Genomic DNA, 12,089 nt, shown 5'->3' on the forward strand with positions numbered 1-12,089 from the left:
ATGTACCTCATCAATGGTCAATTGACCGCCCAGCTGACGCTCGATGCCGCGCTTGAGCGCCTGAAACTACAACTTCCCGCCTTGTTGCAAGCCCCGCCTCGCAACGAAGAAGTGCTCGACTGCGCAGAGGCGTTCGTACACTGGCTGCATTCGGCAGACCCAAACCCTTTGCTGGACGAGGAACAGCGCCAGGCCCTGATTGCTTTCTGCGCGCGCCAGCCGTTGAGCCTCAAGCTGGAGCGGGAGTTGGGCGACGACCCGCGCTCGCTTCGGCGAATCGATTACTGCGACGGCCCTTTCGAAAGTTGGCAGCCCCTGGGCCTGGTGGTGCATGTGACGCCGGGCAACTCAGCGTTGCTGGGATTCTGCGCGGTGTTGGAAGGCCTGCTGGCGGGTAATGTGAACTGGTTGCGGCCCAGCAGTCGCGACGGCGACCTTTCGGCGCACCTGCTGGCCGCATTCCTGGATTGCGATCCGAGTGGTCGATTGCGCGGTTATGTCGCGGTACTGCCTGTCGCCACGCAAGAGACCGGCCGCCTCTTTGCATTGGCCCAGGGCGTCAGCGCCTGGGGCGGCGAAACCGCGTTGAAGGCGTTGCGCGAGCAAATTCCAAGCGGCTGCCGCTGGATTGACTGGGGCCATCGGATCAGCTTTGCCTACATCACGCCGTCAGCTGCAAGCGTACAGGCCCTCGATGCGTTGGTGGATGAAGTCTGCCGCCTCGATCAACAAGCCTGTTCCAGCCCGCAATGGCTGCTGGTGGACAGCGATGACCCGGTGCACATGCAAACAGTGGGTAGCGCCTTGGCCGCTGCGTTCGAGCGTCGCACCGGGCGTTGGCCCGCCCTGGAAACCACCGCGGCCGAAGCCTGCGAAATCACCACCCGAACGGCATTGGCCCGCCTGGATTACAGTTTCGCGGGCGAAACCGGCCAAGTCTGGACCGGGAATGGCTGGCGCATCCTTTGGGAACACCACCGCAACCTGCAGCCCTCACCGCTGTTTCGCACAGTACTGCTAAGGCCGGCGCCCGAAGCGGTGCTCGCTGAAACCCTGCTGCCATGGCGCAACGTGCTGCAAAGCTGCGCCCTCGTCTGTGAGCCGGAACGGGCGCCTGAGTTGGCCCGCCGCCTGGTAAGCGCCGGGGTGTCTCGCGTTTGCTCCACGGTCGAGATACAGCAGGGTTATGACGGCGAGCCCCACGATGGGGTCTATGGGTTGCAGCGATTGAGTCGCCGGGTATCGGTCGGCCTTGACGCTGACGCAGCGAGTCATCGTGTCACGCTGGATGCACCTGCGCCGGCCCTATCGCTTCCTGCCTCCGCGCCAATCATGGACAAGGCCGCATTCCTTGCCCTGCCCCCGGCCCCTCAAGCGCAACTGTTCTTCCGCTCAGGCGGCAGCAGCGGCGTGCCGGCGCTGTCTCCCTACAGTTATCGCGATTTCGATCGCCATATGCGCGCCGCCGCCGACGGGCTGCGCGCCGCGGGCCTGGATCCATCGCAGGATCGGGTCATGAACCTCTTCTACGGCGGCAGCCTGTACGGTGGATTTTCCAGTTTCAGCAAAATCCTTGAGCAGATGAATGTCGTGCATTACCCCATGAGCGCACCAGCAGACGACAACTTCGACGAAATCGCGCAGCTGATCGTTGCTCATCGAATCAACACGCTGGTCGGCATGCCCAGTACGCTGCAGCGCCTCTTCAGCTCCCAGCGCGCAACATTGCAAGGCTATGCCGGCGTTCAGAAAGTCATGTTTGGCGGCGAGCACTTGGGGCAAGACAGCCGGAGGTTGTTCCAGGCATGCGGCGTCACCTGCATCCGCTCGGCCATCTACGGCACCGTGGACGCAGGCCCGCTCGGCCATGCCTGCGTCGCCAGCGACGATGGCGTGTTCCACCTTATGGAAAGCATCCAACACTTGGAAATCGTCGATGGCGAACAGGACACCCCCGTCGATCCAGGGGAAACCGGACGCCTGCTCTTCACCTCCCGCATACGCCAGGCGCGCCCCCTCCAACGATATGAAGTCGGCGACCTTGGACGCTGGCTTTCCGGCCCCTGCGCGTGCGGCCTGGAATCGCCCAGATTCGAGCTGCGCGAACGCCACGGCCGCCTGATACGCATTGCCACGGAGTTCATCAATACGGGCGAGCTGGCCGAGCGGGCGCAAGCGGCTGTCCAAATCGTCCTCGACCATGGAGACGGCGGTTGCGAGCGGTTGCTGATTCGTACCAGCGGCGACGCCGAAACGGTCAGGCGCAACGTGATGGAAATCGCGCCCCTTCGCGCATCTGTGAATGCAGCGATGCTCGTCCTGGATGTGCAGCACTGTCCAGCCGAACGTTTTGACCGTAATAAACACAGCGGCAAAGTCCCGCTGATCATTGACTGCAGAATGGTCGGCTAGTCGTTTCCGGCCGCTATCCGACATGCAGACCTCCAAGCCTTGAGATAGTCCCTGATGAGCATTTTTTCCTCTTACGAGCAATGGGTTGAGCATATCCGCACGTACTCAACGTTCTATAAAAAACAATTTGGCCATTTACCCAGCCAAGGGTCGGACTTCGACCAATTACCGATCGTCGACGTCAATGAATACTGGAAGGGCAGTCACGATCTGGGGAGCTGGCATGTCCTGACCGCTGAGGTGAAGGATGCGCTTGTCCTGAAAACCGGCGGGACGACCAGCCAAGGCAAGCTGTCGGTGTACACCCATGCGGAATGGCAATCGATGCTTGATTGCTTCGGTCGCAGCCTGTCCGAACAGCTATGCGCTGGGGATCGAATCGCCAATCTGTTTTTTTCCGGAGACCTGTATGCGAGCTTCGTGTTTATCCATGGAGCGCTTTGCTGCGTAGATGTCGCGATTACCGAATTCCCCTTTACCGGGTCGGTGGACTTCGATGTATTGGCCGACGCCTCCACCCAGCACAATATCAACGTGCTGGTGGGGGTACCCGCGCATCTGTTGGCATTTGCAAGTCATGTCAATGGCCACGGGCGAGCGCTGACGCAGATCACCACCGTCCTGTTTGGCGGCGAGAACCTGTTCGAAAGCCAACTGCCGACACTCAAACGCGCCTTCCCGAATGCGCGCTTCGCTTCCATCGGATATGCCAGCGTCGACGCCGGCCTGGTCGGTGCCAGCACGCCGGACTGCGGCTTGGGTGAGCACCGCGTATTCGACGAGCAGACGCGGGTTGAAATCATTGACGAACTGAGCGGCCAAGTGATCGAGGCGTGTGGTCAGGCGGGGAACCTGGTCGTGACGAACTTCACACGAACCTTGATGCCAATCGTCCGATACCCGGTGGGAGATCGCGCCAGCTGGTGCGAACCTGCCGGCACCCCGCGACGCAAGTTCGCCCTCCAGGGACGCAGCTCGGAAAGCCGTCGCGTGCGGGTTGGCGTGTTATCGCTGTTCCCCGAAGAGATCGCTGAAATTACCCGGCGCGTAGGCGGTGGTTTGCAATGGCAACTGATCATCGAGCACACGCAAGGCGATGACCGTTTGCTACTCAATTGGGTACCCGACGTACAGGCGAACGCAGGCCAAACTCGATCGCATGCGCTGAAGGCCGCCCTGATCGAACAATATCCAGGCCTCGAACAACTCCATGTCGAAGTGCAAACCTGCAACGCACAGGAGCTGGAGCGCCACCCTCGCTCCGGCAAACACCTGGCGATCATCGATCGTCGGGTGTACGGCCCGAAGGCAACGGGGGGCGCCGGATGAGCAATGTAACCATCCGACCGTTCCAGCCAGCGGACAGTATCAGCACCTGTGAGCTGTTCCGCCGGGTATACGGCGATCACTACGTCTCGCCTGACGTCTATATGCCGCAGATGATCTGCCAGCACAATCTGCTGGGGCAGTGGCATTCGTTGGTAGCCGTCATGGATGAGCGCGTGGTCGGTCATGCCGCACTGTGCCGCCAGGGACACGCCAGCCAAGACGCTGAGCTGGCGTTGGTTGCGGTGGATCCCGTCCTGCAGGGCAGACAGATCGCTACCCGACTGGGCCAGCACCTGGTGGACGGCAGTCCAGCGCTCGGGCTCGCCCGGCTATCGATCAAGCAGGTCACGAGCCATCCCTACAGCCAAAGGCTGGCCCAACGGTTGGGTTTTCATGACGTCGGCTTGCTGCCCGACTTCGTGCCCTCGCCGTTCGCAACGGACCAGGCCGAAACCATTGTGGTGGGCTGCCAAGTGGTCGGTGGCGACCTTCGACCGCTGCCGCAGCTCCATTGGCCAGCTTGCCACCAATGGTTGATCGCCCCGCTGGCGTTGCAGTTCGGGACCTGCCTCAACGACAACCCTGCCGCACTGCAACCGCTACGAATCAGTCATCTGCCCGGACGAATCGACATCGTGGCGGAGCGCATGGACGCCTGCCTAGTCCGGCAGTTGCAAGGTTTGCCGGTGCATTGGCCGCTGTCCGTGCGGCTCGGCCTCGGTCGGCACACAGCCACAGACCACCGTCTGCTGATGAGCGCCGGTTTTTTCTTTACCGGGATAATGCCAATCGACACCGCGCAAGGTTGGCAGGCGCTGTTCCACCGGGTCTCACACCCGCAGGAGCTCGATCTTCAGTCAACCTCAATGCAACGACTCCATGATGAATGGCAGGCCAGCGCCCAAGCCTGGAAAGCCACGCAGGCCTGCTCGGCCGCCTGACGAAAGGGGCCCTCTGCGCTCAAGCTCCCGGCAAGGAAGCCGACACAAATTGGAACGTTCATCCCATTTGTTTCCGAAAGACGCCTCCGTGCAAGGAACACCCACATGCCCTCATTGCGCACCATTCAGGCCCGCTACACGCTGTTTCTGGTTCTGTTCATCCTGGTGTTGTCCATCCTGACTGTGGTCGGCATCAGTTACCTGGTCGCGCCCAAGCTGCGCCACACCGAGGAACAGGTGGCACTGAACCGCATTGCCGAGGTCGCCGAGCAGATCCAAGGCGAACTGAACAAGGTCCAGGCCCAGCAACGCAGCATCACCCAGACCATTCCCTTGCTCGACAGCGATGCCATCGACAAGGTGTTGCCGGGCCTGGTGGATCAATACGGTGAGATGAAAGTGTTTGGCGGCGGGATCTGGCCACTGCCCAACCAGCGCGTGGAAGGCCGCAGCAAGTTCAGTACGTTCTGGCACCGCGATGGCTCCGGCAAGCTGATCGTCAACACGTTCTGGAACAGCGATGCCGCACCGAACTACTTCGAGCAGCCCTGGCACAAGGGCGGCATGGCCACGCCACCCGGCAAATGCGCCTGGGCCGCAGCCTACAAAGATGATGCCAGCGCCGAGCCACGCACCAACTGCGCCATGGCGATCCAGAAAAACGGCGCGCCTTATGGCGTCTCCACCATTGACGTGACCCTGGGCTTCTTCAACGACCTGATCGCTCGCAAGGAGGCCGACCTGAGCGCCGAGATGCTGATCGTCGAGGGCGACGGCAAGATCATCAGCAACAGCTCGCGAATCAGCGGCCCGATCGTGCTCAAGAACATCAGCGAACTGGCTGCAGCGTCCCCGTTCGCCGCCCAGGTCAAGGCCGGCCTGGCCCACCGCGACCAACCGCAGCGCGTCGAATTCGACAACAACGGTGAAGCCAGCACGTTCTTCATGCGGCCCATCGAAGGCTCGCCCTGGTTCCTCGCCACTGCCCTGCCGACCCGCCTGATCACTGCCCAGCGTGATGACGTATTGAGCACGCTGAGCCTGCTACAGATTCCCATGGTGATCCTGCTGGTGCTGATGCAGCTTTATGCGATCCGCCAACTGACCCACCGCATGAAGGTTCTAAAGGGCAACATCGATGCGCTGTCCACCGGCGACGCCGACCTGACCCGACGCATCACCATCCGCGCCGAAGACGAACTGGGCGCCATCGGACATTCGGTCAACCGGTTCATCGCCTATCTGCAAGACATGATTGGCGAAGTCACCCAGGCCACCGGCGCCATGGCTTCGAGCCTGGACAACCTGCAGCGCACTTCGGCCCATACCAGCGAAATCCTCATGCGTCACGCCTCGGAAACCGACCAGACCGTGACGGCCATCACCGAGATGAGCTCCACGGCCGAAAGCGTCGCGCAAAACGCGGCGCAGACGGCAGCGTTCACCCAGCGAGCCAACGAGCATGCCGATCGTTCCCGGGTCGTGGTCGGTGAAGCTTCCAACAGTGTCGTAGCGCTGGTCGATGAAGTCGCCAGCGCCACGCGCAAAGTGGAAAACATGCAGCAGGACGCGCAACGCATCACCGAGATCCTTGGCGTCATTGGCGCCATTGCCGGGCAAACCAACTTGTTGGCCCTCAACGCCGCCATCGAAGCCGCCCGTGCCGGCGAACAGGGCCGTGGCTTTGCGGTGGTGGCCGACGAGGTCCGTGCCCTCGCCGCCCGCACCCAGGCCAGCACCTCGGAAATCAACGAAATGCTGACCCGCCTGACCCAAGGCGTAAGCTCGTCGGTGGCGGCCATGGAAAACACCCAGGCCAGTTGTCAATCCGCCGCCGACGCCACCTCTCGGGTGAACTCGGGCCTGGATGAAATGGCCGGTTCCGTCAGCCAGATCAACAGCCTCAGCACGCAGATCGCCACCGCCGCCGAACAGCAAAGCGCGGTGACCGAGGAGATCAACCGCAGCATGGTGCAGATTCGCCACATGGTGGAAGAACTGGTGGAAAGCGGCCTGGCGAGTGAGAACAACACCCGGCAACTGTTGGAAGCCAACAGTCGGGTAAATGCGATCATGGGGCGGTTCAAGGTTCGCTGAAACGCCTTGCACCCACCCCTTGCTCGCGATGGCAGTGGGTCAGTCAATATTGCTATTGATTGACCCGCCGCCACCGCGAGCAGGCTCGTCCCCACCGATTCTGCCTTGCCAACCTGACAAGGCTGTAATCCGCCCCTCAGCCTCCCGTCAGGTCCCCGCCGCTACTCTGGTATCCTCCCTTCCAATCCCTTTCGCCAAGAGACCGATTCCAATGGCCAATCCCCTGCACCTGCTCGCCCTGAGCGCTGTTTTCATCTCTTCCTTGGCCCAGGCCGCCGAGCCGGTCACCATCGATGTGCACCGCGATGCCAACTGCGGCTGCTGCAAAAAATGGATCTCCCATCTGCAAGACAACGGTTTCAAAGTGAACGACCATGTCGAGGCCGATATGAGTTCGGTCAAGCAGCGCCTGGGCGTGGCGCCGAACCTGCGCTCCTGCCACACCGCCGAAATCAACGGCAAGTTCGTCGAAGGCCACGTGCCGGCCGACCAGGTGCTGGCGTTGAGCAAGCGCGACGATCTGCTTGGCATCGCAGCGCCAGGCATGCCCATGGGCTCGCCGGGCATGGAAATGGACGGAATGAGTGACGCTTACCAAGTGATCGGCCAGAAGAAGGACGGCACGCAAACCGTCGTGGCGGACTATCCAGCCCACTGATGGCCGAGGCTTACATCGGGTTGTTCCTGGCGGCGTTTGGCGCAGCGACCCTGTTGCCGCTGCAATCGGAAGCGCTGCTGGTCGGCCTGGTGCTCAGCGAGCGCAACGCGGTCTGGGCGCTGCTGGGCGTCGCCACCCTTGGCAACGTGTTGGGTTCCCTGGTGAATTGGTGGCTGGGGACCCGCGTGGACCAGTTCAAGGATCGCCGCTGGTTCCCCGTCAGCCCGTCCCACCTGGACAAGGCCCGCCAGCATTACCAGCGCTATGGCTATTGGTCGCTGTTGCTGAGCTGGGTGCCGATCATCGGTGATCCCCTGACGCTGGTGGCGGGCGTGATGGGTGAACCGTGGCGCCGCTTCCTGCTCATCGTCACCCTCGCCAAGGGCCTGCGTTATGGCGTGCTCGTGCTCGCGACCCTGGGCTGGATGGGTTGAACGTTCCGACGGTTCGGTTGCCTGTGATTAATGTCGCCATAATCCAGCCGTTCCAGGATCGGCCGATTGCCTCAAGGAGTTTGACAATGCCGCGTTTGACTACCCGCTGGAAACCCAGCCTGTTCTTGCTCGCTGCCCTGCCGCTGTTCGCCCAGGCCGAGAACCCGCCCGAAGGCCCAGCCTATGGCCATCAGCTGGAAGGTTTCAAATACCCCTACACCCTCAAGCACTTCTCCTTGCAGTCCCAGGGCAAAGCATTGCAGATGGGCTATATGGACGTGCCCGCCCAAGGCAAGGCCAACGGTCGCAGCGTCGTGCTGATGCACGGCAAGAATTTCTGCGCCGCGACCTGGGGCGACTCGATCAAGACGCTCAGCGAGGCCGGCTACCGAGTGATCGCCCCGGATCAGATCGGTTTCTGCACCTCAAGCAAGCCGGACCACTACCAGTACAGCTTCCAGCAACTGGCGAACAACACCAATGCGTTGCTCAAAGCCCTCGGTGTGCAGAAAGCCGTCGTGCTGGGCCATTCCACCGGCGGCATGCTTGCCACCCGCTACGCGCTGCAGTTTCCCGATCAGGTCGAGCGCCTGGCGATGGTCAATCCCATTGGCCTTGAAGACTGGAAGGCCCTCGGCGTTCCCTACCGCAGCGTGGACCAATGGTATGAACGCGAGCTGAAACTCAGCGCCGACGGCATCCGCACCTACGAACGCAATACTTACTACGGCGGGCGCTGGAAACCGGAGTTCGAACGTTGGGTGGACATGCTCGCCGGATTGAACAAGGGCCCGGGTCACCAGCAGGTGGCATGGAACTCGGCGCTGATCTACGACATGATCTTCACCCAACCGGTCTATTACGAGTTCAAGGACCTCAAGGCGCCGACGTTGCTGCTGATCGGCACGTCCGATACCACGGCCATCGGCAGCGACATTGCCCCGCCCGCCGTGAAAGCCAAGCTTGGCCGCTACGACGTGCTGGGCAAGCAGGTCGCGCAACTGATCCCGCGGTCGACGCTGGTGGAGTTCCCCAACTTGGGGCATGCGCCCCAGATGGAAGAGCCGGATCGGTTCCACAAGGCCCTGCTCGGCTGGCTGGACAAACCCATTCCCTGACGAGGTGTTCCATGGCGGTGCAAATAGCAGTCATCGATGATTGGCAAGGCGTGGCGCAAGATGTGGTGGATTGGTCGCCGCTGGAGAGCATCGGCCCGGTGACCTTTCTCCACGACTACCCCGCTGATCACGACACCCTCGTCTCGCGCCTGCAAGGCTTCGATGTCATCTGTGTGATGCGCGAGCGGACCCGTTTCGATGAAGCACTGCTGCGTCGCCTGCCCAACCTCAAGTTGTTGCTGACCGGTGGCATGCGCAATGCTGCGCTCGATCTAAAGGCTGCCGCGGCGCTGGGCATCCAGGTCTGTGGCACCGACAGCTACAAGCACGCCGCGCCAGAACTGACCTGGGCACTGATCATGGCGCTGACGCGCAACCTGGTCCCGGAAGCCAACGCGTTGCGTGCCGGGCTGTGGCAGCAGGGCCTGGGCGGTGACTTGCATGGCAAGACCCTGGCGATCCTCGGCCTCGGCAGCATTGGCACGCGAGTGGCGCAGTTCGGCCAGGTATTCGGTATGCGAGTCATCGCCTGGAGCGAGAACCTGACCGTCGAACGAGCCGCCGCGGCCGGCGCGACCTACGTCGATAAACAAGCGCTGTTCAAGCAGGCCGACATTCTGTCCATACACCTGGTGCTCAGCGACCGCACCCATGGCCTGGTAGATGCGCAGGCGTTGGGCTGGATGAAACCGGGGGCGCTGCTGATCAACACCGCCCGTGGGCCGATTGTCGATGAAGCCGCGCTGATCGATGCCCTGGAGCACAAGCGCCTGGCCGGTGCCGCCCTGGATGTCTTCGCCGAGGAGCCGCTGCCAGCCGACCATCCATTTCGGACCCTGGATAACGTCCTGGCGACACCCCACGTGGGTTATGTCAGCCGCCAGAACTACCAGCAGTTCTATGGGCAGATGATCGAAGCCTTGCTGGCCTGGGCCGCAGGCAAGCCGATTCGACTGTTGACCCCCACTGCCTGAGTTTCCCTGCGCTGTTGGAGCGAGTCTGCTTGCTCCAACAGGGGGCACATGAAAGCCCCGCCGCAGGGCCATCAAAAAGCCTTCATTGCGCCCGCCTCTTAATGGTGCGCGGCGCCGCTGAACCGCGCACGCGATTGATCAGTCGCCCTTCCCATACACCCTGGACATTTCAAACAAGCTGCATTTCGTCGGCTCGTATTCCCCCCCGTCGTGTAAGACATTGCCGACAGCAAGCGTGATTGTCCGACAATTCGACGAAGCGAACCGCACCGCTCTAGCTTCTGACCTAGACTGCCGATCCGGGGGGGAAACCGACCGGTCATCAGGACGAAAAAAAGTCGAAACTTTTCGCAACGGCGAAAGGTCAGGTTAGAGGAAGGGCAACAACGACTGGAGCATTCCTTGCAACGGTCCCCTCACCTGATTCGCTTCGCCGCATTGGGCAGCGCTTTGCTCTCCTTGCGTAGCGCTTGTGCGCCTGGCCGCAGGATTCGGCCAATGAAACAACAGCTCTGGCGCTTGCCGGAAACAGATCGAGAAATAGGAGTTATATATGATCAGTGCTGCCTTGGAACCACAGCAAATCCGTTCTCAACTACCGCTGGCGGCTGAATCGCCGACGGCGCCGGTGTTGGCCACCGGAGGCAAGGCACTGCTCCCTGTCGTTCGACAGAACCCCAATCGCAAGAAAATCCTGTTCGTGACATCGGAAATCGCCGACCTGGTAAAAACCGGCGGCCTGGGCGACGTTTCTTCCGCGCTGCCTCGGGCCATGGCCGGGCTGCATGATGTCCGGATTCTGATCCCCGGCTACCCGCAAGTCATGAACAGCGGCAATCCTATCCACATCATCGGCGAACTGGGTGGCCATGCGGCGCTTCCTCCTTGCAAGATCGGTCGCATGGACATGGCCGACGGCTTGGTGATCTACGTACTGATCTGTCCCGAACTCTACGCTCGTGAAGGTTCTCCCTACGGCGCCAACAACGGCCGCGACTGGCCCGACAACCACATCCGCTTTGCCCGCCTGGGCCTTGCCGCGGCGGACATTGCCGCCAACCTGGCACAGATCCACTGGTGCCCCGACCTGGTCCACGCGCACGACTGGCCCGCCGGCCTGGCGCCGGCCTATATGCATTGGCGCGGCCAACGCACCCCGACCTTGTTCACCATCCACAACCTGGCGTACCAGGGCGTGGTTAGCTTGGCGTCCTGCCCCGAGCTGGGTATTCCAGAGCATGCGCTGCAACAGGAAGGCATGGAGTTCTACGGCAAGCTGTCGTTCCTGAAGGCAGGCATGGCCTATTCCAGCCACATCACCACCGTGAGCGCCACCTACGCCCAGGAAATCACCACGCCGGCGTTCGGTTGCGGCCTCGATGGGTTCCTTGCCGCCAAGACCCAGCAAGGCCTGCTCAGTGGCATCCCCAACGGCATCGACGAAAGCTGGGACTCGGCCACCGACGCCCACCTGCAACGCCAGTTTTCCATAGGCGATTGGGATGGCAAGGCCGCCAACGCCGCCCATGTACGCGACCTGTTCGGCCTGGACGATTCCACCGGCCCACTATTCGCCGTGGTGTCGCGCCTGGTCTACCAGAAAGGCCTGGACCTGACGGAGGCCGTTGCCGAATTCATCGTCGAGTCCGGCGGACAGATCGCAATCATCGGCCGTGGCGAGCCGGAAGAAGAACAAGCCATGCGCGAACTGGCCCTGCGTTTTCCGGGACGTATCGGCGTGCGCATCGGCTTCAACGAGACCGACGCCCGGCGGATGTTCGCCGGCAGCGATTTCCTGCTGATGCCTTCGCGCTACGAGCCGTGTGGCTTGAGCCAGATGTACGCGCAACGCTTTGGCTCGCTGCCCGTTGCCCGCAACACCGGCGGCCTTGCGGACACGATCGAGGACGGCATCACCGGGTTCTTGTTCAACGAATCCACCGTGGAAAGCTACAAGGAGGCCCTGGGCCGCGCGTTCAAGGTCTTCGAATTCCCCGAACTGCTCAATGCCATGCGTTGCCGGGCAATGTCGGCGCCCTTCAACTGGAGCAAGGCGGTGGAACCCTACGCAGAACTTTACGAACAACTGGTAGCTAAATCGTTGGGAAAATCGGCCAGACAATGAG

General features: G+C 61.9%; 9 protein-coding genes. All 9 read left to right on the top strand.

What is annotated here, in order from left to right; translation table 11 throughout:
* The 9 genes from JZ00_RS00350 (at position 1) to glgA (ending at position 12,088) form a co-directional block, all read left to right on the top strand.
* Positions 1–2,412 (top strand): acyl-CoA reductase, encoded by a 2,412-nt coding sequence (locus JZ00_RS00350; protein ID WP_046508701.1) that lies wholly within the window; start codon positions 1–3, stop codon positions 2,410–2,412.
* Between the two features lie 54 nt (positions 2,413–2,466).
* Entirely contained in the window at positions 2,467–3,741 is a 1,275-nt protein-coding gene (locus JZ00_RS00355; RefSeq protein ID WP_039591016.1) for a phenylacetate--CoA ligase family protein, read from the top strand.
* Complete coding sequence (locus tag JZ00_RS00360) at positions 3,738–4,682, top strand: GNAT family N-acetyltransferase (protein WP_039591017.1); 945 nt, start codon at positions 3,738–3,740, stop codon at positions 4,680–4,682. The genes JZ00_RS00355 and JZ00_RS00360 overlap by 4 nt, the downstream gene beginning before the upstream one ends.
* Before the next feature lie 105 nt (positions 4,683–4,787).
* Complete coding sequence (locus JZ00_RS00365) at positions 4,788–6,779, top strand: methyl-accepting chemotaxis protein (protein WP_039591018.1); 1,992 nt, start codon at positions 4,788–4,790, stop codon at positions 6,777–6,779.
* Between the two features lie 211 nt (positions 6,780–6,990).
* Positions 6,991–7,437: a DUF411 domain-containing protein gene (locus tag JZ00_RS00370; RefSeq protein WP_039591019.1), complete on the top strand. Its 447-nt coding sequence runs from the start codon at positions 6,991–6,993 to the stop codon at positions 7,435–7,437.
* A complete protein-coding gene (locus JZ00_RS00375; protein ID WP_039591021.1) occupies positions 7,437–7,871 on the top strand; it encodes a YqaA family protein in 435 nt (144 codons plus the stop codon). The genes JZ00_RS00370 and JZ00_RS00375 overlap by 1 nt, the downstream gene beginning before the upstream one ends.
* A gap of 86 nt (positions 7,872–7,957) precedes the next feature.
* The gene (locus JZ00_RS00380; RefSeq protein ID WP_039591023.1) at positions 7,958–8,989 is read left to right on the top strand and encodes an alpha/beta fold hydrolase; all 1,032 of its coding nucleotides are present in this window, start codon (positions 7,958–7,960) and stop codon (positions 8,987–8,989) included.
* Between the two features lie 11 nt (positions 8,990–9,000).
* The gene (locus tag JZ00_RS00385; RefSeq protein ID WP_039591025.1) at positions 9,001–9,963 is read left to right on the top strand and encodes a D-2-hydroxyacid dehydrogenase family protein; all 963 of its coding nucleotides are present in this window, start codon (positions 9,001–9,003) and stop codon (positions 9,961–9,963) included.
* A gap of 553 nt (positions 9,964–10,516) precedes the next feature.
* Entirely contained in the window at positions 10,517–12,088 is a 1,572-nt protein-coding gene (gene glgA, locus JZ00_RS00390) for a glycogen synthase GlgA (protein WP_039591027.1), read from the top strand.
* The last annotated feature ends 1 nt before the right edge of the window (position 12,089 follow it).

The organism is Pseudomonas frederiksbergensis (assembly GCF_000802155.2).
GTDB lineage: Bacteria > Pseudomonadota > Gammaproteobacteria > Pseudomonadales > Pseudomonadaceae > Aquipseudomonas > Aquipseudomonas frederiksbergensis_A.

What these genes read in the sequence shown, in the direction of transcription:
- JZ00_RS00350 (WP_046508701.1), top strand. Translation starts at nt 1, where the DNA reads ATGTACCTCATCAATGGTCAATTGACCGCCCAGCTGACGCTCGATGCC.
- JZ00_RS00365 (WP_039591018.1), top strand. Translation starts at nt 4,788, where the DNA reads ATGCCCTCATTGCGCACCATTCAGGCCCGCTACACGCTGTTTCTGGTT.
- JZ00_RS00355 (WP_039591016.1), top strand. Translation starts at nt 2,467, where the DNA reads ATGAGCATTTTTTCCTCTTACGAGCAATGGGTTGAGCATATCCGCACG.
- JZ00_RS00375 (WP_039591021.1), top strand. Translation starts at nt 7,437, where the DNA reads ATGGCCGAGGCTTACATCGGGTTGTTCCTGGCGGCGTTTGGCGCAGCG.
- JZ00_RS00370 (WP_039591019.1), top strand. Translation starts at nt 6,991, where the DNA reads ATGGCCAATCCCCTGCACCTGCTCGCCCTGAGCGCTGTTTTCATCTCT.
- JZ00_RS00360 (WP_039591017.1), top strand. Translation starts at nt 3,738, where the DNA reads ATGAGCAATGTAACCATCCGACCGTTCCAGCCAGCGGACAGTATCAGC.
- JZ00_RS00385 (WP_039591025.1), top strand. Translation starts at nt 9,001, where the DNA reads ATGGCGGTGCAAATAGCAGTCATCGATGATTGGCAAGGCGTGGCGCAA.
- glgA (WP_039591027.1), top strand. Translation starts at nt 10,517, where the DNA reads ATGATCAGTGCTGCCTTGGAACCACAGCAAATCCGTTCTCAACTACCG.
- JZ00_RS00380 (WP_039591023.1), top strand. Translation starts at nt 7,958, where the DNA reads ATGCCGCGTTTGACTACCCGCTGGAAACCCAGCCTGTTCTTGCTCGCT.